Origin of the sequence: Thermococcus sp. 2319x1, assembly GCF_001484685.1 — an archaeon.
In the GTDB taxonomy this organism is placed as follows: Archaea; Methanobacteriota_B; Thermococci; order Thermococcales; family Thermococcaceae; genus Thermococcus_A.
In genome coordinates, this window is the sequence record NZ_CP012200.1 from 1,610,008 (window position 1) to 1,629,691 (window position 19,684).

The 19,684-nt window shown below is 43.0% G+C and carries 18 protein-coding genes and 2 pseudogenes; 5 read left to right on the forward strand and 15 right to left on the reverse strand.

Annotated features, from left to right (window positions below; all coding sequences use genetic code 11):
* Window positions 1-2 precede the first annotated feature (2 nt).
* Window positions 3-1,286 carry an extracellular solute-binding protein gene (locus tag ADU37_RS08980; protein ID WP_058947260.1) on the reverse strand — a complete coding sequence of 428 codons (1,284 nt, stop codon included), beginning with the start codon at window positions 1,284-1,286 and terminating at the stop codon, window positions 3-5.
* Between the two features lie 124 nt (window positions 1,287-1,410).
* Window positions 1,411-3,378 carry an alpha amylase N-terminal ig-like domain-containing protein gene (locus tag ADU37_RS08985; RefSeq protein WP_058947261.1) on the reverse strand — a complete coding sequence of 656 codons (1,968 nt, stop codon included), beginning with the start codon at window positions 3,376-3,378 and terminating at the stop codon, window positions 1,411-1,413.
* Between the two features lie 84 nt (window positions 3,379-3,462).
* Between ADU37_RS08985 and trmBL1 the strand changes: the two genes are divergently transcribed.
* The 3 genes from trmBL1 (at window position 3,463) to ADU37_RS09000 (ending at window position 6,426) form a co-directional block, all read left to right on the forward strand.
* Window positions 3,463-4,488, forward strand: coding sequence for an HTH-type sugar sensing transcriptional regulator TrmBL1 (gene trmBL1, locus ADU37_RS08990; protein ID WP_058947262.1), 1,026 nt, complete (start codon window positions 3,463-3,465; stop codon window positions 4,486-4,488).
* 16 nt (window positions 4,489-4,504) lie between these two features.
* Entirely contained in the window at window positions 4,505-5,872 is a 1,368-nt protein-coding gene (locus ADU37_RS08995) for a glycogen synthase (RefSeq protein WP_058947263.1), read from the forward strand.
* 101 nt (window positions 5,873-5,973) lie between these two features.
* On the forward strand, window positions 5,974-6,426 hold the full coding sequence (locus ADU37_RS09000; RefSeq protein ID WP_058947264.1) for an HIT family protein: 453 nt from the start codon (window positions 5,974-5,976) through the stop codon (window positions 6,424-6,426).
* Here ADU37_RS09000 and ADU37_RS09005 read toward each other — a convergent pair.
* Window positions 6,409-7,161: a YbaK/EbsC family protein gene (locus ADU37_RS09005; RefSeq protein WP_058947265.1), complete on the reverse strand. Its 753-nt coding sequence runs from the start codon at window positions 7,159-7,161 to the stop codon at window positions 6,409-6,411. The two genes, ADU37_RS09000 and ADU37_RS09005, sit on opposite strands and share 18 nt — an antisense overlap.
* Complete coding sequence (locus tag ADU37_RS09010) at window positions 7,151-7,438, reverse strand: hypothetical protein (protein ID WP_058947266.1); 288 nt, start codon at window positions 7,436-7,438, stop codon at window positions 7,151-7,153. The genes ADU37_RS09005 and ADU37_RS09010 overlap by 11 nt, the downstream gene beginning before the upstream one ends.
* A gap of 73 nt (window positions 7,439-7,511) precedes the next feature.
* On the opposite strand from ADU37_RS09010, the gene ADU37_RS09015 reads away from it, so the two are divergent.
* Window positions 7,512-7,769 carry a hypothetical protein gene (locus ADU37_RS09015; RefSeq protein WP_058947267.1) on the forward strand — a complete coding sequence of 86 codons (258 nt, stop codon included), beginning with the start codon at window positions 7,512-7,514 and terminating at the stop codon, window positions 7,767-7,769.
* A 2-nt stretch (window positions 7,770-7,771) separates the two neighbouring features.
* On the opposite strand, the gene iorA is transcribed toward ADU37_RS09015, so the two are convergent.
* From iorA to ADU37_RS09045, 7 genes and pseudogenes are all read right to left on the reverse strand, one after another.
* On the reverse strand, window positions 7,772-9,655 hold the full coding sequence (gene iorA / locus ADU37_RS09020) for an indolepyruvate ferredoxin oxidoreductase subunit alpha (protein WP_058947268.1): 1,884 nt from the start codon (window positions 9,653-9,655) through the stop codon (window positions 7,772-7,774).
* A gap of 76 nt (window positions 9,656-9,731) precedes the next feature.
* Window positions 9,732-10,412, reverse strand: a complete 681-nt coding sequence (locus ADU37_RS09025; protein ID WP_058947269.1) for a DUF4152 family protein — start codon at window positions 10,410-10,412, stop codon at window positions 9,732-9,734.
* A gap of 5 nt (window positions 10,413-10,417) precedes the next feature.
* Window positions 10,418-11,098, reverse strand: coding sequence for a TIGR00289 family protein (locus ADU37_RS09030; RefSeq protein ID WP_058947270.1), 681 nt, complete (start codon window positions 11,096-11,098; stop codon window positions 10,418-10,420).
* A gap of 126 nt (window positions 11,099-11,224) precedes the next feature.
* Complete coding sequence (locus tag ADU37_RS09035; protein WP_058947271.1) at window positions 11,225-12,196, reverse strand: hypothetical protein; 972 nt, start codon at window positions 12,194-12,196, stop codon at window positions 11,225-11,227.
* Between the two features lie 10 nt (window positions 12,197-12,206).
* Window positions 12,207-12,593 carry a hypothetical protein gene (locus ADU37_RS09040; RefSeq protein ID WP_144433252.1) on the reverse strand — a complete coding sequence of 129 codons (387 nt, stop codon included), beginning with the start codon at window positions 12,591-12,593 and terminating at the stop codon, window positions 12,207-12,209.
* Between the two features lie 66 nt (window positions 12,594-12,659).
* Window positions 12,660-12,874 (reverse strand): annotated as a pseudogene (locus tag ADU37_RS11110) (ATP-binding cassette domain-containing protein); the annotation flags it as partial.
* 1 nt (window position 12,875) lies between these two features.
* A pseudogene (locus tag ADU37_RS09045) lies at window positions 12,876-13,345 on the reverse strand (extracellular solute-binding protein); the annotation flags it as partial.
* A 96-nt stretch (window positions 13,346-13,441) separates the two neighbouring features.
* Here ADU37_RS09045 and ADU37_RS09050 point away from each other — a divergent pair.
* Entirely contained in the window at window positions 13,442-14,593 is a 1,152-nt protein-coding gene (locus ADU37_RS09050) for an inositol-3-phosphate synthase (RefSeq protein ID WP_058947274.1), read from the forward strand.
* Here ADU37_RS09050 and ADU37_RS09055 read toward each other — a convergent pair.
* Genes ADU37_RS09055 through ADU37_RS09070 form a run of 4 tightly spaced genes read right to left on the reverse strand, consistent with a single transcriptional unit; the run spans window position 14,590 to window position 19,682 of the window.
* Window positions 14,590-15,816 (reverse strand): DHHA1 domain-containing protein, encoded by a 1,227-nt coding sequence (locus ADU37_RS09055; RefSeq protein WP_058947275.1) that lies wholly within the window; start codon window positions 15,814-15,816, stop codon window positions 14,590-14,592. The two genes, ADU37_RS09050 and ADU37_RS09055, sit on opposite strands and share 4 nt — an antisense overlap.
* Before the next feature lie 44 nt (window positions 15,817-15,860).
* Window positions 15,861-16,505, reverse strand: a complete 645-nt coding sequence (locus ADU37_RS09060; protein ID WP_058947276.1) for a V-type ATP synthase subunit D — start codon at window positions 16,503-16,505, stop codon at window positions 15,861-15,863.
* 25 nt (window positions 16,506-16,530) lie between these two features.
* Complete coding sequence (locus ADU37_RS09065; RefSeq protein ID WP_058947670.1) at window positions 16,531-17,919, reverse strand: ATP synthase subunit B; 1,389 nt, start codon at window positions 17,917-17,919, stop codon at window positions 16,531-16,533.
* Window positions 17,920-17,924: 5 nt separating this feature from the next.
* Window positions 17,925-19,682, reverse strand: coding sequence for an ATP synthase subunit A (locus tag ADU37_RS09070; RefSeq protein WP_058947277.1), 1,758 nt, complete (start codon window positions 19,680-19,682; stop codon window positions 17,925-17,927).
* Window positions 19,683-19,684 lie beyond the last annotated feature (2 nt).

Here is a 19,684-nt window from a genome sequence, read left to right on the forward strand (position 1 = left end):
AATCAGCTACCACTAATGGCATCAAGTATTTCTTTCTGTGCATCTTGAAGTGCTTGCTCGATTGTTTTCTTCCCGGCAATTATGTCAGTAATGGCCGTTGCAACCGGACCCCAAACCGCACCCATCTCTGGGCTCTTTGGCATTGGAATTGCGTATTGGACCGCTTGACCAAAGCCGTAAAGTACGGGATCATTTTGAATCTCTGGGTCGTTAAGGACTTCGGTAAGTACCGGGATGTAACCGTTTTGGAGGGAGAGAGTCTTTATAACGTCTGGGTTTGTTGTGAACCACTTGAGGAACGTCCATATGGCATCTTTCTTGCTTGGGTCGTTGAGCTTTGCAACATAGATAAGCCTAACACCACCGTATGGGTGAGGCCTGTGCTTATCATCAATAGATGGAAGTGGAACTATGCCAAAGTTGATTCCAGCGTTTCTAACATCTGGAATGCTCCATGGACCATTAATCATCATTGGAGCCTTTCCATCGTGGAAGAGGCTAACCTGAGCGTTATAGTCTTGAGTCTTGGCAACATACGGGAATATCTGCTCAAAGAAGAACTTGAAGCCCTGCAAAGTTTCTGGCTTATCGAGGCCGGGAGCCTTCGTCTTGTCGTCAAAGTAGTAGCCGCCAAAAGCATGTACCCAACCTGAGAGGAAGTACGGATCCATTGGAGTTGCGAGACCGTAAGTACCTTCAGCTTCATTGTAATACTTTTCCATAATTGCCTTCATCTCGTCAAAGGTCTTTGGTGGGTTTGGAACCATGTCCTTGTTGTAAATTAAAGCTACAGTCTCGGCAGCATAAGGCATCGCATAATAATGCCCACCGTACTCAATAGCACTTTGGGCCATTGGACTGAACTTGTTTAGAATTTCGGGGGTTATGTACTCGTCAATTGGCTCTAAAAGGCCAGCTTCAGCAAATTTTCCAATCCAATCGTGAGCCCACATGAAAAGGTCGGGTCCTTGGCCTGCTGGAATAGCGGCCTTAAGGGAAGTCTCCAAATCAGCCTTTTGTTCAAGTTGAATATCGATGTTTGGATACTCAATCTCGAACTCAGCAATCAAATCTTCAAAGGCCTTGAGCTCATTCGGGCCAATTGCATGCCATATAACGATTGTTACTTTCTCCTCTTCTGTTGTTGTAGTCGTTGTTTGGGTTGGAGAACTCGTGGTTGTTTGTGTGGGGCTTGAAGTAGTCCCCCCACCACCAATACACCCACTTGCAACTACCCCAATTGCCAATACTCCGATCAACAATAAAGCAAGTAGTGCCTTCTTCATGCATATTCACCTCTTGAATATTTCAAAGTTAGTATCATTCCCAGTGATATATATACCTTACGCTTTGATGATCACAGAATAGCAGATGCCCTAAAGGGGACATCAATGAAAAAATTTGAAATTCTCAAGGGAGACGACCAACAAAAAATGAGAACGGTTCAAGCTCGATATCATTCAAATTACCCAACAACACTTTATCCGGTAGTTTTTTGATCGAAACAGAATTATCTGAGTAGTTTATTCCAATTAAGAGCCTCTCTTCCTCATGTATTCTCTCATAAAGCAACAATCCCTCTCGAAATTCCACCGGCTCAAATGTCCCCATTTGTAGTGCTTTGCTGGTCTTCCTGAGCTGTATAAGTTTTTTTGTAAGATAAAATATCCTTAGATCCCATCTCTTGCTATCCCATTCCATAGGTGCCCTTGAACTCTCCATAAAAGGAGCCTCCATATTTCTCATCCCAATTTCATCGCCATAGTAAATAGACGGAATCCCCTTGTACGTGAAAAGGAAAACCAAGGCGCAGAGATATTTTCTTTTATCCCCAAGCAGGCTAAGCATCCTGTCTACATCGTGGTTATCTAAGAAATTATACATAACGTACTCAGCAGGGCCATAGTAAAAGCTTAAAAGCTCAAGCCAGTTGAGGAATTCCCTTGCATCAATCTCCCTAGCGACAAAAAATCTCAAAATTGCCTCATACAATGGATAGTTCATGGTTCCATGAAACTTGTTGAATATCCACAACCTGGCATCGTCCATCACCTCTCCAACTAGATAAACATCACTGGGCAACTTTTCCCTAATTTCTTCCCATACTTCAGGTGGAACACCGTGAGCAACATCTAATCTCCACCCATCTGCCCCTTTTCTAACCCAGTACTCCATTACATCCCTGATGAAGTCCCTTGCTTCTTTTTTCTCATGGTTTAAACGAGGCATCAGCCATACGGAATAAAAGCTTTCATAGTTCCATTTGAGGGCCTTAAGTTGACTATATTTTTCATCCCATGGGAGTTTTGAATTCAGAATATCGAGGAACTCCTCTGGAACAACTGGGAAACCTGTTATACGATAAAAATCCCTGTATTTACTGTTTTCTCCGTTCTTCACTACATCCTGAAAGTAGGGATGGAAAAAGCTCGTATGATGAAAGACTCCATCTAAAATAAGCTTTATATCCCGTTTCTTCAGCTTTTGCACCAATTTTTCAAAAGCTTTATCTCCCCCGAATTTCCGAGCAACATGGAAATAGTCAACGATGTCATAACCGTGATATGTCATTGACTCGAAGATCGGGGTTAGGTAAAGTGCATTAACACCGAGTTCCTCAATGTAGTCAAGTTTCTCTATAATGCCCTCAAGATCACCGCCGTGGTGAGTGACAGTTTTAAATTCTATACAATTGTGCGGGTCATTCTCTGGATTCCCATTGGCAAAGCGGTCGGGCATTATTTGATAAAAGACTCTCTCAAAGATCCACGCGGGTGGTTTAAATCTTTCCCTCTGCTCGTTAAAATCCACCTTAAAGTCTCCATAATCGATAATTTCATCTGCTTCATGAATCTCAAAGTAATACTCAAGTTCTTCTTTTCTGGGCAGAACTGCTTCAAAATATTCAAAGAGTTCATCCTGTGCTTTTTTTCTCATTTCATATTTTTGGTCTGAAATTAAAAACACTCCTTCAGCCACTCCCTTCATGGCTCTAAAGCGAATGTACGTTGAGTCCCCCAAAGAATAAGCATATACCAAGGAGGGATAATGGTAAAATTTCTCTCCCGAGAAGATCTTGGCAACATTAACAGTTTTTTCAAATTTATACGAAAGCCTTCTGTACACAGTTTTTTCGTTATTTTCAAAATCCAATGTTAAATTTCCATCGATCGAAAATGCATAGTACCAGATTCCCTCGGGAAGCTCGACTTTTATGTACCATCTATCTCCCTTTTCTTTCATTCTAAAGCTTCCCTCGTTGAATGCATTAAAATTTCCCAAAAGATAGGCATAGGATCCGCGTTTGGGTATGGAGAACTCTACAATTCCAACTTTTCCGAGGTAATCATCGTCTCTAAATCCGAAAATTTTATACATGTTAAACACCTCTCATGATTATGTATCACCTTTGATGTTTAAATTGTCAAAAGTGAATATTAAAAATCTTTAGGAGGAGAAAAAATGAGGGAAGAAGAGATAATTAAAATGCTTCAAAAGCTCGGTCTAACAAAATACGAAAGCTTGGCATATATAACCCTTCTAAAACTGGGAATCAGCAAAGCTACAGACCTTACAAAGGAAAGTGGAATCCCCCACACGAGGATATACGACGTGTTGAGCTCTCTTCACAGAAAGGGATTTGTGGACATTATGCACGGAACCCCGAGGATGTACAAGCCCGTGAATCCGGAAATAGTTTTTGAGAAACTTAAAGAAGAGCTTCTAAGTGATATAGAAGCCGTAAAAAATGCCCTCCTTGAACTCTACAAATCCATACATGGAGAGGACATACCAGAGATATGGACAATTCATGGGTTCGAAAACACTTTGGAAAGGGCGGAATACATAATAAGAAGCGCAAGACAGGAAGTATTGATAAACACCCCTTTTGAGTTTTTACGATTGCTCAAAGACGAAATTAAAAAGAGAAAGGATGTTATATTTGTAATTGTAAGCAACTTTGAAGAAATTCCCGAGTGGCTTAACAAGGAGAACGTGATTTTAGCCAAAAGCGGAGGAGCTCCGTGGCTGATGGCAACCTGGATTATAGGAGATGTGGACTACGCGCTCTTTTTTGGAGCACTTCCAAAGGACAGGAGAAGAGAAAAATTCTATTCCTTCTGGGGCAAATCTCCAAAGTTAATCCAGAATTATATGCACTGGTTCTACACGATGTACTTTGACAACAGTGAAGTCATAAAGCCCGTTGAATATGAAAAACTCAAGAAGCCCTTTGAAATTGCCAATATAAGAACACTCATAACGATCCTTAAACAAGCAGGGCTACCAAGAAAGATAGAGGTCATAGGGCACTTCGTTGATACAAGAGAGGAAGCAACGATAAAAGGTGAGGTTATTGAATATGAGTACACATCCCTCACGGCCAACATAACCATCAAAGACGAAGCAGAAAAAGAGTGGAAAGTTGGAGGACTGGGAAGCTACTTTGAAGACGTTGAGGGAGAAAAGTTCATTGTGTTGGAATAACACGGAGGGAATCGATGTGAAAATACTAATGCTTGGATTCGAGTACTTGCCGGTGAAAGTTGGCGGACTTGCGGAGGCTATCACAAGCATCGCAGAAACTTTAGCAAAGCTCAACAACGAAGTCTGGGTCTTTACGCCTTCTCACGGCCATATCGATGGAAAAAAACTTCTCGAGTTTGATATCAATGTCTACGGGGGCAAAGAAAAGGTAACCATATACGAAAGGGTTCAAAACGGCGTTAGAATATTCGCCCTAAGCAGCAACTTGCTTGACAACAAAGACGTCTACGGTCCAGGATGGGAGGGAATGCTGGGCAAAGCCATGCAGTTTGGAAAGGCAAGTGTTGGTCTGCTGAACTATTTGATAGAGAATGAAGGAAAACCAGATGTGTTGCATTTCCACGACTGGCATACCGTCTTTGCCGGGGCTTTAATTAAAAAGTACTTCCAGATTCCAGCAGTCTTCACAATTCACAGGCTCAACAAATCCAAAGTTCCGGCTCATTACTTCCACGAAGCCCATCTCGGCGAGTTAGCCCCTTATCCCGATATAGACCCAGAGTACGTGGGTGCTTATATAGCCGATGTAGTGACGACCGTAAGCAGAAGCTATCTCTGGGAGGAGTGGGGCTTTTACAAGAACTTTGAAGGAAAGGCCACCTATGTTTACAATGGGATAGCATGCGATTTCTGGAACGAGGAATTACTGGAAAACAAAGAGCTACCGAGGGAAGAGAGGAGAAGAAAAATTCTTGAGGGCTTAGGACTGAGCGATGGAATTGCCTTCATGTTCATTGGCAGATTCGACAGAGGACAGAAAGGTGTTGACACACTTTTAAGAGCCATTGAACTTATTGCCCAAAGTTATGCCTCTGAGTTTTCAAAAATGCGCTTCCTGATCATTGGGAAAGGGGATCCCGAGCTTGAAAGCTGGGCTCATGCATTAGGAGCAAAATATCCAGAAAACGTTAAAGTACTTACTCAAATGCTGAAAAGAGAGTTCACAAGGGAGCTCTATGGCAGCGTTGATTTTGTTATAGTGCCTTCCTACTTTGAGCCCTTCGGCTTAGTTCAGATGGAGGCCATGTGTCTGGGAGCAATTCCCATTGGATCAGCTGTTGGTGGAATAAAGGACACTATAATAAGCTTGGATGAAGACGAAGAAAATGCCACCGGATTACTTGTTCCTCCAAGAGATCCAAGTGCCCTTGCTCAGGCAATTATAATGATGGCTAAGCTCAGAGAAGAGAGTCCCCGGATAATTGAAAAAATGCGCCAGAATGGAAAGAAAAGGACTGCCGAATTCACATGGGAAAATGCCTGCAGAAGGTACATAAGGGCATATAAGAATGACATAGACAAAGCAGTCGAGTTCCTGAAATAGGCATCAGCACCGAGATTTGTCCTCATCTCTCGGAAGCGGCCAAGCTCATCATCTGCCACAAATTTTTAATTCTTTTTTCCTTATAACGTTGAGGTGAGCACATGGACTGTCCATTCTGCAACCCACCTGAAGAAGTTTTGCTCTATGAAAACGAGAATATAAGGATTCTTATAGACTCTTTTCCCGCGAATAGGGGACATCTCCTTATAGTTCCAAAAAGGCATATTGAAGACTGGCGGAAACTTAAAGAAGAAGAGAAGCAGGCCATAATGAAAGGGGTAGAGCTGGCAATTGAAAAGCTAAGTGAAGCTCTAAAGCCGGACGGCTTCAACGTTGGGATAAACCTTGGAGAAGCGGCTGGTCAAACGGTGGCTCACATTCATGTCCATGTGATACCGAGGTATAAAGGAGACACTAATTTCCCACGAGGGGGAGTAAGAAAGGCAGTTTTGGACGTTGAAGATGAAAATTTAAGCCTAAAGGAAAAATGGGTCAAAAACAGGCTCACTTTTGAAGAAAAAGACACCCTAAAGAGGTTATTCACTCACATCTAAAACTTCAGCCTTTTGAAACTCCACGATTTTCTTTGGATTCAACCTGCTTAACCTGTCTATCCTCCCTCCTCCGCCGATTACAAATTCCTTCTCAATAACTCTCTTATCCACCACAGTATTTATAGGAACTCCCACTGGAGGAACTTCACCGATTTTATAGCCAGTTATCTTTTCTACTTCCTTTGGACTTGCCATTCTGACGTTTCCAAAAATCTTTCTCAGCTTCTCCAAGCTTACCTTCGATTTTCCATCGACTATGACCAGAATGGATTCGCTTTCATTTACAATGAAAACGAGAGATTTGATTATGTTTTCAGGTTTAACGTCCAAGAGCTTGACAACCTGTTCCACGGTTTTTACTTCTCCTTTCGGCTTTATAATCTCTCCCCCAAGCTCTTTAACAATCTCTTCCACCCTTATTACTTTTGCAGGGTATTTCTCTTCGTTCTTCTTCAGTTTTCTTTCAACCGCTTTGTCCAGGTCAATATTAAGCTCATGTGCGAGAAGAGCAAGGTATATTATTATATCGGCAATCTCATCAGCAATTTTCTCTTTTTTCGAAGGGTCTCTGACCTTTTCAATGATCTCTTTATCGGTTTCCCATTGAAAGTACTCTAAGAGCTCCCCAACTTCAACAACAAGAGAAATTGCAAGATTTTTCGGAGTATGATACTTTTTCCAGAGACGTTCATCCCTAAATTTGATTGCCTTTTCTTCAATTTCTTTAAAATTCATGAGTCCTCATCTCTCTCAGAAGCCTTAAGTATTCCAACAGCTCTTTCAGTTCTTCCTTTGAAAACTTCTTCTCAGCATCTTCCTCCGGTTCAAATGACGATAGGTAGTCCTTTATTTTGTTTAATCTATCCAGCTCATCCTCCAGCTCAAGAGATCGCTTAGTGAACTCCCAAGAAGTATGAGGACTCTCAAAAATCCTCTGCTTGTTACTGACTATAGCTATCTTTACATTGGCTATTACCTCATCGACTAACTCCAACAGTTCTTTTATCTTCATCCTTCACACCGTTGATAATAATCAGGTCAAATTATTTAAAGTTGATTGAAAAAGTTAATATTAGGGGGTCCATGTGGACTTTGATCTGTTTATGGAAAGATACGGATACAAAATCCTTCTCGGGATAATGGCAGCAGTTATCATTGGGCTCTTTGCAATACCTGCCCTTGGAATTGCAAGATTGATAAAAACGTATGGACTCGAAGTTGGGCTTATGTTTATCATAGTGGCAGCGGCTTATGGTTTTATAGTGTGGAGAAGATCCTCCGAGGCATATGCAAAAGCCCATGGAAAATACTTCTACGATGATAAATGGTATAAAAGAAGATAGAATCACCTCTTGCTTGGATAAACTATCGCATCGAAGGGACAGAGCTGCTCGCAAAGCCCACAGCCAGTGCAGATGAGGGAGTCAATTTTCATCTTTCCCGCTTCACCATCAAATACGAGTGCCGGACAGCCAGTTAATAACGCACACGCTTTACATCCTGTGCATTTATCCTCTAAGACTATTGGAATATCCCCAATTTCCCCTCTCCTCAGCACTGGAATTATGCATTCTCTCCTTGCTATTATCACCGCCGGTCCTTTAACTTGCATTGCCTCTTTTATGGCCTCTTTGGTGGCTTTTAAGTCGTATGGGTCAACTGTCTTTACGTACTTCACACCCAACGCTTTCACAAGAGCTTCAATGTCAATCTCGTTGAACTTCCTTCCCGTCTCGCTTCCTCCCGTTCCCGGATGCGGTTGGTGTCCTGTCATCGCAGTTGTCCTGTTGTCGAGTATCATAACCAAAACATCTAAGTTTTTATAAACCGCATCCACTAATGGCTGCAGTCCATTGTGGAAAAACGTAGAATCCCCTATGGTGGCTATTATTTTCTTGCCCATAGCTATGCTCTGACCATTTGCGAGACTTATGCTGGCACCCATAACGTATTCTGTCCATATGGCCTCCAATGGCGGGAGTAAAGATAAAGCATAACATCCTATATCGCCGTGGATTGGAAGTTCATCTTTTTTGAACTTCAATTCCCTGAGAGCATCAAGTAACGCCCTGTAGGATCCCCTATGTGGACAACCAGGACACATTGTAGGGGGCCTTGATGGAGCCAAGTTTTCAGCTTCCTCAACCTCTTTAGGCTTCATGTATTCTTCTCCTTCCTTACCAAGAAGGTTTAAGAGTGCATTCCTGACTAATCTGGGGGTTAGCTCGCCCTCTAAAGGTAGATGACCAGTACGTTTGCCGTATATAGGGACTCTTATCCCCTCTTCGTAGGCTACTATCTTCACCTCTTCCTCCAAAAACGGCGCACCGTCTTCCACAACTATTGCCTTTTTGACCCCTTTTAGGAACTCAACAACAAGTTTCCTTGGCAGGGGATGGGGAGTTGAAATCTTAAGAACCTTAAATTTCTCTCCAAGCTTTGAAACAACTTCCTTCACGTAATTATAGGGCGCTCCCTCAGCTATAATCCCGATTTCACCTTCTCCTTCAATCCAGTTAAATCTTAAGCCTTCAAATTCAGCCTCAATTTCCTTCAGTGTTTTGTTCAGCCATTTATGTCTCTCAAGATTGCCCTTCATAGAGGCTCTTACGTATCTCTGAATATCCTTCTTAAACTTTGGTTCCCTGTTGAGCTTAACGAACTCTCCTACCTCTACATCGGCGGTTGTGTGGTTAACTCTGGTAGTTGTTCTGAAAATAACCGGCACCTTGTACTTCTCACTTAATTCATATGCATACTTTATCAAATCATGGGCCTCTTGAACATCTGCAGGCTCCAAAACGGGTAGTAAGGCAAGTTTTCCATAATATCTATCATCCTGCTCCGTTTGAGAGGTATGCGGCCCGGGGTCATCGGCAACTAAAATAACGAGCCCCCCTTCCACACCAGAATAAGCGAGACTCATTAGAGGGTCAGCAGCAACGTTAAGTCCCACACACTTCATCGTTACAAGTGCTCTAAGACCCGTATAAGCAACTCCCGCGGCTTCTTCAAGTGCTACTTTCTCATTTGGTGCCCATTCAGCGAAGATTTCGGGATTTAATCTCGCTATTGTTTCAATAACTTCAGTAGACGGCGTTCCAGGATAGCCGGTTGCAAAAGAGATGCCGCTTTCAAGTGCTCCATATGCGATTGCTTCGTTTCCAATAAGGAGTTTCTTATTTGGTGACGTCACAATCATTGAGGAGCTTGATTTAGCAATTTCCATGCTCACCACCACAATCTCTTCGTTTTAAGCCTATAAAACTTATAGTTCGAAGAAAAACTGAGAAAATCGAATATCTTTAGATTTCAACCTCAAAAACCATAAATGTTCTCGCTATAGGGTTCGGATAAACTTGCCATTCGAAATCTCCATTCTCTATAGGTATCTCTCCGTAGAGGCCTCCTTCTCGCGGATCAAGGCTCTTTCCCAATATTCTAGTTCCGTTTATCTCGACACTCATGTATCTCGGAAGCCCAATCCTCACAAAGCCCTCTCCCATTGCATACTCAATTCCCCACTTCACGGAATAAATCCCGGCATAAAGCTCCGCTATTCTGACAGCAACACTTTCTTTCCCTATAGCCAAGATCTCAACCCCGGTTTCTTCCCAAAATCTCTTAGCCAACGGCTGTAGATCTTTGCTCAGCTCATGCCATATGGCTTTTCCTCTATCAGAAATCCTCAATGAATCTATAGTTGGATCGTCGAGTTTTCTGACCTCTATTCCCCCAAGGCTGGAGTCTAAATGAATAACATCCGGCTTTACTTTTCTTGCAAGCTTTAATGCCAGAAAAGCCTCATCCCTCAGCGCTTTCCTTCCACTAAGGTCATAGTCAAAAGGATCGGAGTACTTTACGATGCTCAGTGTCGCTGTTCTATACGGCTTCTCCACCAAAACAGCTGCAGTTGCTATCAAACCAATTGGATTGTAGTTTTCATCCAACACTGCTCCCCCAGTATCTGCAGAGACTATTCTCATATCTTTCACCCTTTCGGTTCTAAGTGAGCCTTCTTGACTATCAACACTCCCGAACTGGTGTATTCATCCCATATCTTTTCAACTTCGTCAAAAACAACTTTTGCACTAAAGAATGGTGCATCCCTGACAAAAGTCTCGAATTCTCCTCCTTCACCAGCTATGTGCACTTTATACTTTTCGTTAAGTGTTTTCAATTCCTCAAGGGCCTTTCCATCTATTTTCCTTCCTAACCACGTTTTATCCAGGCCATAAGCTGAGACTCCAACTATAACGACATCAAAACCCTCTTGAATCAGGGTTTTCATATATTCTTCTGGATCAACTCCCCAGAACGGAGCAAATACTTTGATTCCTAACTCCTGAGCCACTCTTTCAACCCTTTCTTTTTGGTATTGACTTGCCAGTGCCCCTGCAACGATTCCATCTATTTTCAGTCCTTCAAGAACCCTTTTCAAGTCCTCAACTTCTTTCTCCTTCTCTCCTTTTGTAAATCCCTTTATGAGAGGAATTCCAACGGCCCTTGCTTGGAGCTCTGTGAGGTGAATGTTTGGAACATGGTACATATAACTTTCATCACTCTCAGAATGCATACTTACAAGATATTTAACCTCAAAACCTTCCTTTAATGCCCAGTAAAGGGCATATGTTGAATCCTTTCCTCCAGAGAAAAGTACTGCAACCCTCATTTCTATTCCTCTTTTCATGTTTTAAGATAATTGGAGAGTGTATTTAAAAAATTTTGGAAAATTAGAGAGGACACCCTTAGGATAAGCTAATGGATAACAGAAAACAGTATTGGTGAGAGCTAAAGCTTAATCTCTACACACTCTGTAAACTTCTTTTCTTCTACTGTTTCTTTCGAGTATCAGGTAATCACCAGCAAACATAGCCTTTGCTATTCTATTTTTGTCCTGAGGATTATGGCTCTTAAACTCCACACAATCAATGAGTTTCAGATCCAAACTGTAAACACAGAGTTTCTGGTAAATTCCATTTCCAGCCAAAATCTCACTAAAAAACAAGGCAAAATAGTTTTCTCCTCCAATGAACTCTATGCTAATTCCAGTAAACGGATCGATCGGCTGGGGAGTTATCTCCATATTTGCCTCAATCGATTTTATAGACTTCCCTGTCTCCAAATCGTATAGGGTTAGGTAGTATTCATTCTCCCTTGAACTGAGCATATAAGCCTTTTCATTTACCACCAGCAACTCAAATCCTTCGGCTGGGAAAATCCTAACAAACTCTCCATTGGTTTTGTTGAAAAAGATTATTCCTTTGATTTTATCGAAGCCTCTTGTTACACTTCCAAGCATCAGAATATAGTTTTTGTATTCTTGTGCTGTTTTTGGATTGAAATAAAGGAGTTCATATGATGAAACATTGTACTCATAAACCTTCCACCACTTAGGGGTTAAATTGTAGTCCAAAAACACCGCCTCACTCCTAAGTCCAGCATCCCATTTGGAGTAGTAACCATAAAGAAAAATCCCCTCGCTAAAGAACTTATACCCTGCTTGAGGGGTTTTAAACGTAAAATTCAATAGACTTTTATTAAAAGATCTGCTTTTGATAACAACACTTACCCGGGGGATCATCCTGTCATCAACAATTATCGGAGCTGTCTCTTTGATTTCTATTAAATAATACTCCTCAGTTTTAACCAACAGTTCTTCGGGAGCGATGTCTACTGGGGAGAGTTCAGAAGTGGGGTTGAGAAATAGACTTGAAGCAATAACAGCGAAAAAAAGGAATAGAAAAGCAAGCAAAACTTTTTTTCTCATAGCTTTCACCTCATGGCCATATTGTTTTCCAATGGTATTCTCTTGGATCATCAGTTGCCGCAAAGGCTTGGTAGAAGAGCAAGTCGGCCCTTTCATACGCTAATTCAGTTTCAAGCATTAAGATTCTGTTCCAAGTCTCATTAGTTGAAAAAACTCGAGCTTTCTGATACAACTCCTGTAATTCCTCCTCTTTCTGATTAATCACTCTTGTTAAGTTCTCAATTTTTAAGTTAATCTCACTCAAAGCCTTATCAACATCAAAATCTTGGCAAGAACTGCAAGCCCCAGAGCTAACTGGAACTTGCAAGTCCTTAACTTCTTGAAACTGCCCAGCAAAAGCAAAACTACTCAAAAACACCTTTGCATTCGCCCCCTTTCCCCCAAACAAGGTCTTCAACAATACTATAAGCAAAAGTAGTATAAAAACATTTTGCTAAAATAATAATCTTATGGATACATCAATCAAAAGTAGGAGAGCATCCAAATTACTCAAAGGCTCATCAAGTAACAGAACATCGGGCTCTTTAACAAGTGCCTAGCTATCGCAACTCTCTGCTGGTGACCACCACTGAGCTGCCGGGGGTATCTGTCTAGGAGATGATATATGTGAAGCATTTTCGCAACTTCTCTCACTTTTTTCTCTATCTCTTCTCTAGGAGCTTTTCTGAGCTCAAGAGGCGATTTTTGCCGCAACATCTTTTCTTATGTATAGGGGCCCAGCTTCCGTGTCTTGTGGCAAGCCGTAAAGCTTCCCGTTGAATTTTGATGCCTCAATAAGTGAGGGATAGAAGTCCTCTCTCACATTTTTGTATGCGTTTGCATATTCGGTTATATCAAGAATGTAACCCCCGTCTGCAAGGGTCGGTAAGAATACGTAAGAGTTCACGAAGAAATCCCCCGCTTGTCCTAGGGGCTGTTTGCTGAGATATTCTTGATAGGCATCTTGGAAAGAGGCAACATAGTGTGTATCCGTTATTGTTATCCTCACGTTAACCCCATTTTCTTCCCAAACTTTGTTTATTCTTCTCTCACCTCCTACAATCCCATAAACTCTCATCACGCTGTTGGGGTTTCCAGACTCCACGCGGAGAATTTTACTTTACTTACCCCGTTGCTTTCAAGTGCCTTCCCTATTGCCACAGCATCCTTCAAATGTGCATCACCGAAAGTGTTATATATGCTAATAAAAGATTATCAACCAAAAATATTTAATATGTATAAAATAACAATACTGGGGATGAAAGCATGGTTCGCGTTGTGATACTAGGCCAAGGATACGTAGGGAGCATTTTTGCTCTTGGGGTTGAAAGGATAAAAACAGGGGAGCTTGGTTACTATGGAATTCCACTTCAGAACGAGCTCCCAATAAAAGTCGAAGACATAGAAATCGTTGGAAGCTATGATGTTGACAAAAACAAAATTGGCAAGTCCCTATATGAGGTTGTGAAGAACTACTGGGACGGCAAAATCCCAGAAGCCCTCAAGAACATAATCGTAAGAAAGGGAATTCATCTCAGAAGCTTAAGAAACCTTCCCATAGAGGCGGAGGGCCTTGAGGATGAAATGAGCCTTAGGGAAGCTGTTGAAAAACTTGTTGAAGAATGGAAGAGGCTTAATGCAGACGTTATAGTTAACGTTTGCACTACCGAAGCCTTTGTCCCATTTGGAAACAAGGAAGAGCTTATAAAAGCCATTGAAAACGACGAGAGAGAAAGATTAACTGCAACTCAAGTTTACGCTTATGCCGCCGCTCTGTACGCAAAGGAAAGGGGAGGAGCAGCTTTCGTAAACGCTATTCCCACGCTCATAGCAAACGACCCCGCTTTTGTGGAGCTTGCCAAAGAGAACAACTTAGTTATCTTTGGCGATGATGGGGCCACGGGAGCAACCCCGCTGACGGCCGATGTCTTAGCTCACTTAGCTCAGAGGAACAGATACGTTAAAGACATAGCCCAATTCAACATAGGTGGTAACACTGACTTTTTAGCCCTAACTGACAAGGAGAGAAATAAAAGCAAAGAATTCACAAAATCGAGTGTAGTTAAAGACCTTCTTGGCTATGAGGCTCCTCATTACATCAAACCAACCGGGTTCCTTGAGCCGTTGGGAGACAAAAAGTTCATTGCCATGCACATCGAATACGTCAGCTTCAACGGAGCAGTTGACGAGCTTGTGATAACCGGAAGAATCAACGATAGTCCAGCTTTAGCCGGACTGTTAGTTGATTTAGTGAGATTGGGCAAAATGGCAGTAGAAAGGAAGGAATTCGGGACTGTATACGAGGTTAACGCCTTCTACATGAAAAACCCGGGGCCAGGAGAAAAAGGCAACATTCCCAGGATAATAGCCCATGAAAAGATGAGAATGTGGGCAGGGCTGAAGCCAAGATGGCTTTAGCTCTTTAGCTTTTCTTTTAATATTCTCCTTGCAACTTCAAGCACTTCCTCGGGGGTTTTCTTAAAGCCCCCTCCCTTTGCTAGAATCTCACTTCCACCGCCACCGCCGCCCACTTCTTTGAGAACTTCTCTGAGGAGTTCATCCATAGAGATTCCTTCCGTGTCTTTGTTCTTTGCAAAAATCACGTAATTTTTTCCAACTGCCAAAACTACTGTGTTAGGGTTCTTATCTACAAGATACACAATAAATGCCTGTGCGTCTTTCATGTCCATTGACTCAATGTAGGGGATTAACTTTATCCCGTTAATCTCATCGGCATTGGAAAGCAGTACCTTGCCTTTCCATTCCCAAAGCTCCCTTCTCAGTTCGAGTTTTTCTTTTTCGATGTTTTTGAGCTCTTTCTTCAGCTCCTCCACTCTCTCAATTAAAGGCCTGTTTTTGTTGGGCATTTCGTTTAGACTTTCCCAGTAATCTTCCAGGAGCTTGTTTAGGTATATGAGGGCCCTATATCCACAGGCAAACTCTATACGCCAGATGTTCTTGGTTTTTCTGTAGAAATTGAGGACTTTTATGAAGCCAACTTCTCCGGTATTTTTTACGTGAGTTCCTCCGCAAGGGATTAAATCAACGTCTCCTATTTTCACTACCCGGATTTTTCCCGATATATCCTCAGGCAGGGATTTTCTGAGAGCCGATCTTATCTCTTCGGGAAGCCCCTCATATTCTTCAACCTCCACGGGAATGTTGGCCCAAACGACTTCATTGGCCTCAAGCTCTGCAGCAAGGATGTGTGCCCAAGTTAATTCCTCATCAAAATTGATCTCAATTTTGTTGTATTCCGGGAATATCTGAAATCCAGTGGTATCGCTGTTGTACATCCTCTTCAAAATAGCAGAAAGTATGTGCTGGCCAGTGTGTTGCCTCATGTTTTCGTATCTCCATTCCCAGTCAAGCTCAAGCTCCACTTCTTCCCCTTCCTTTGGAATCCTCCCTTTGAGCTTTCCTTCATGCCAGATTTCATCTTTTCCCTCAACTTTTTCAACCTCAATTCTAAAGCCATCGCCCTTTATTACCCCTCTGTCGCTGGGCTGTCCGCCCCCTTCGGGATAAAATATTGTCCTATCAAGCAATACCCCAATTCTATTCCCTCTAACTTCAACCTTCATTATCTTTGCAGAGGCTTCCCTTAGGTAGGGGTCGATGTAGAACAACTTAAGCGTCATATGTCCCACCAGAAGGGAATCCCAATAAAAAGATAAAAAGCTAACTAAGCCTGAGATTTAGCCTCAAGAAGAGCCTTAACTCTCTTCAATCTGAAGAAGTTTTCCCTCTCCATCTCGTCCAGATGCTGACTTATATATTTAACAGTCTCTTTCATTCTTGGAATGATGATATATTCTAAGGCATTAACCCTTCTTTTTGTTTTTTCAATCTCTTTTGCAAGCCTCTTTAGTGTCTCCTCCACTTCTGCTAGCCTTATGGCCAGCTCAAGAACTTCTTCAAATTTTTCTGATGCAATATCCACCTTGGAAGAACTTGAAACAAAAGCATAGCCTCTCTCGCTGGGGTCTCTCTTAAATTTTTCAGCCTCAATTAAAGGCACCGGCACACCCATGATGTTTCTCTTTTTAATTTCTATCTCCTTATTTGGTCTTACACTGAGGGCTATCTCGCCGAGCCTGACAATTCCCGTGTCTATCTCGGCCAATCTAAGCTGTTCAAAGGCTTCCTCTATTTTCTGATTGAGTTCCTTCCTCAGTGCCAGAGCCTCGTCGTATATTGTGAAGAACTCCATAATAAGGGCATCTTGCTTTTCCTTGAGAATTTTGTGCCCCTTTTCAGCCAGTTTTATCCTTCTCTTTAGCCTCAAAAGCTCCATTCTGGTTGGCTTGACTTTCAGTATTTTTGTCATTTAGCTCACCTCAAAATAAAAGAAGTCAAGAGGAGTATCTGTATTTTGGATGGTACTTCTCTATGTACTTCCTCTCCACTCTCTTGAGCTCTGACTCCGGCAGTATTGACAAGAGATCCCATCCGAGGTCTAGGGTCTCAAAGATTCCCCTGTCTTCATCGTATCCCTGCGCAACAAACTCTTTCTCGAATCTGTCTGCGAATTCGAGGTACTTTCTGTCGGTCTCACTTAAAGCCTCTTCACCTACAACCGCCACAAGGTCTCTAAGACTCCTACCTTCTGCATAAGCCGCGTAGAGCTGCTGGCTTAGCTGGGAGTGGTCTTCTCTCGTTCTTCCTTTCCCTATACCGTCCTTCATCAATCTGCTAAGGCTTGGGAGCACATCAATTGGCGGGTAAATACCTTTTCTGTGGAGGTCCCTGCTCAAAACTATCTGCCCCTCGGTGATATATCCCGTAAGATCCGGAATTGGGTGGGTAATGTCATCGTCGGGCATTGTGAGTATTGGCATCTGGGTTATGCTTCCCTTCCTTCCTCTAACTCTCCCGGCCCTCTCATAAATAGTTGCAAGGTCAGTGTACATGTAACCTGGGTAACCCCTTCTTCCTGGAACCTCTTCCCTCGCTGCTGAAATTTCACGCAAAGCCTCTGCATAGTTGGTCATATCCGTTAAGATGACCAGAACCTGCATGTCATAGTCAAAAGCAAGGTATTCAGCAACGGTAAGGGCCATTCTCGGGGTAATGATTCTTTCAATTGCTGGATCGTCTGCAAGGTTAAGGAATAGCACTGTCCTCTCAATTGCTCCGGTCTCTTCAAAGCTCTTCTTGAAGAAGTTTGCCTCTTCATATGTGATACCCATTGCGGCAAATACAACAGCGAACTGTTCTTCTTCTCCCAAAACCTTAGCCTGTCTCGCAATCTGAGCGGCGAGCATATTGTGAGGCAAACCGCTACCACTGAATATTGGAAGTTTTTGGCCCCTAACAAGGGTGTTCATCCCATCTATTGCTGAGATACCTGTTTGAATGAAGTCTCTTGGATACGCTCTTGCCACAGGGTTCAAAGGAGCCCCATGAACGTCTCTCCTGTCTTCAGGTATTATTTCAGGCCCACCGTCTATTGGTTCTCCAATACCGTTGAATACCCTTCCAAGCATGTCCATTGACACCGGAACTTTGAGAGTTTCTCCGGTGAATCTAACCCTCGTTGTTTTGACGTCGAGGTCTCTTGTTCCCTCAAAAACCTGAACGATGGCTAAGTCCTCTCTCGCCTCTAGCACCTGCCCCTTTCTTTTCTCTCCACCTTCGACTTCTATCTCCACAACTTCCCCGTAGGCTACCCCTTTAACGCCTTGAACTATCATCAAAGGACCGTAAATCTTGCTTATTGTGGAGTACTCCATTCCGGGCATTTTCATCACTCCCCGTATTTCTTAAAGAGCTCCTCAAACTGTTCTCTTGTCTTCTCCATTAGTGAAGCTATCTCCTCAACGTTGGGATTGTACTTCATTCTTCCTATCTCCTCTCTAACAGGGAGCTTTGCAATTTCCTCTACCGGAACTCCCATGTCTATTGCCCTCATTGTGTAGTGGTAGAAGTTGAGTATGACCTTCATCATTGTTATCTGCTTCTTTGGAGGACAGTACGTGTCAACCTCGTGGAAGGCATCTTGCTGGAGGTAGTCCTCTCTGATCATCCTTGCCACGAGGAGGATGGCCCTTTCTCTCTCCGGCAGTGCATCCGGACCCACTATTCTAACTATCTCCTCGAGCTCAGATTCCTTCTGCAGGAGTGCCATTGCCTCGTCTCTCATCGCCTTCCATTCTGGGTCAACATTTTTGTGCCACCAGTCTTTTATAGAGTCCACATAGAGAGAATAGCTCGTAAGCCAGTTAATAGCCGGGAAGTGCCTTCTCCTTGCCAGATCAGCATCCAACGCCCAGAATACCTTAACGACTCTTAGAGTATTCTGCACGACAGGATCGCTTAAGTCGCCACCAGGAGGTGAAACAGCACCGATAACACTGACACTTCCAATTCTACCGTCACTTCCTAACGTTATCACTCTTCCGGCCCTTTCATAGAATTCGGCTATCTTCGAAGCAAGATATGCTGGATAACCTTCTTCACCTGGCATTTCCTCAAGTCTTCCAGAGATTTCCCTCAAAGCTTCGGCCCATCTTGAGGTCGAATCTGCCATTAAAGCTACGTTATAACCCATATCTCTGAAGTACTCTGCTATTGTAATTCCCGTATAAATGGAGGCCTCTCTAGCAGCAACGGGCATGTTTGATGTGTTTGCTATGAGAACGGTTCTCTCCATCAATGGCTTGCCTGTTCTCGGGTCTTTGAGCTTGGGGAACTCTTCAAGAACATCCGTCATCTCGTTTCCCCTCTCGCCACAACCAATGTACACTACAACTTCAGCATCACTCCACTTGGCTAATTGGTGCTGCGTTACCGTTTTGCCACTCCCGAAAGGTCCTGGAATTGCAGCGGTTCCCCCTTTTGCCTGAGGGAAGAAAGTATCAATGGTTCTCTGACCAGTAATTAGCGGGACCTCTGGAGGGAGCTTCTTTCTGTATGGTCTTTTAACTCTAACGGGCCATCTTTGGTACATCTTAAGCTCCTTTATCTCCCCGTCTGGGGTTTTAACCTTTGCAATGACTTCTTCTATCGTGTAATCTCCCTCTTCGGCAATCTCCACTATCTCGCCTTCAATTCCGGGCGGCACCATTATTTTGTGCTCTATGATGCTCGTTTCTGGAACAACACCAATTATGTCCCCACCAATGACCTTATCACCAACTTTCACCTTTGGCGTGAAGTGCCACTTCTTGTCCCTTGGAAGAGCTGGAGCGGTAAGTCCTCTTCCTATGAAGTCGCCGCTTTTCTCTCTCAAAATCTCCAGAGGTCTCTGTATTCCATCGTAGATTGAGGTTAACAACCCTGGACCAAGTTCAACACTCAAAGAGGCTCCCGTTCCGACAACGGGTTCACCGGGCCTAACTCCTGCAGTTTCTTCATAAACTTGGATAACAGCTTTGTCTCCTTCCAGTCTGATTATCTCCCCAATGAGTCCAAGCTCTCCAACTCTAACAACCTCATACATTCTTGAGCCTCTCATCTCATCAGCCACAACCAACGGTCCGGTAACTCTAATTATCCTTCCCATGT

Coding starts and splice junctions, on each gene's coding strand:
- ADU37_RS08980 (WP_058947260.1), bottom strand. CDS start 1,286: ATGAAGAAGGCACTACTTGCTTTATTGTTGATCGGAGTATTGGCAATT.
- ADU37_RS08985 (WP_058947261.1), bottom strand. CDS start 3,378: ATGTATAAAATTTTCGGATTTAGAGACGATGATTACCTCGGAAAAGTT.
- trmBL1 (WP_058947262.1), top strand. CDS start 3,463: ATGAGGGAAGAAGAGATAATTAAAATGCTTCAAAAGCTCGGTCTAACA.
- ADU37_RS09000 (WP_058947264.1), top strand. CDS start 5,974: ATGGACTGTCCATTCTGCAACCCACCTGAAGAAGTTTTGCTCTATGAA.
- ADU37_RS09005 (WP_058947265.1), bottom strand. CDS start 7,161: ATGAATTTTAAAGAAATTGAAGAAAAGGCAATCAAATTTAGGGATGAA.
- ADU37_RS09010 (WP_058947266.1), bottom strand. CDS start 7,438: ATGAAGATAAAAGAACTGTTGGAGTTAGTCGATGAGGTAATAGCCAAT.
- iorA (WP_058947268.1), bottom strand. CDS start 9,655: ATGGAAATTGCTAAATCAAGCTCCTCAATGATTGTGACGTCACCAAAT.
- ADU37_RS09025 (WP_058947269.1), bottom strand. CDS start 10,412: ATGAGAATAGTCTCTGCAGATACTGGGGGAGCAGTGTTGGATGAAAAC.
- ADU37_RS09030 (WP_058947270.1), bottom strand. CDS start 11,098: ATGAGGGTTGCAGTACTTTTCTCTGGAGGAAAGGATTCAACATATGCC.
- ADU37_RS09035 (WP_058947271.1), bottom strand. CDS start 12,196: ATGAGAAAAAAAGTTTTGCTTGCTTTTCTATTCCTTTTTTTCGCTGTT.
- ADU37_RS09050 (WP_058947274.1), top strand. CDS start 13,442: ATGGTTCGCGTTGTGATACTAGGCCAAGGATACGTAGGGAGCATTTTT.
- ADU37_RS09055 (WP_058947275.1), bottom strand. CDS start 15,816: ATGACGCTTAAGTTGTTCTACATCGACCCCTACCTAAGGGAAGCCTCT.
- ADU37_RS09060 (WP_058947276.1), bottom strand. CDS start 16,505: ATGACAAAAATACTGAAAGTCAAGCCAACCAGAATGGAGCTTTTGAGG.
- ADU37_RS09065 (WP_058947670.1), bottom strand. CDS start 17,919: ATGCCCGGAATGGAGTACTCCACAATAAGCAAGATTTACGGTCCTTTG.
- ADU37_RS09070 (WP_058947277.1), bottom strand. CDS start 19,682: ATGGGAAGGATAATTAGAGTTACCGGACCGTTGGTTGTGGCTGATGAG.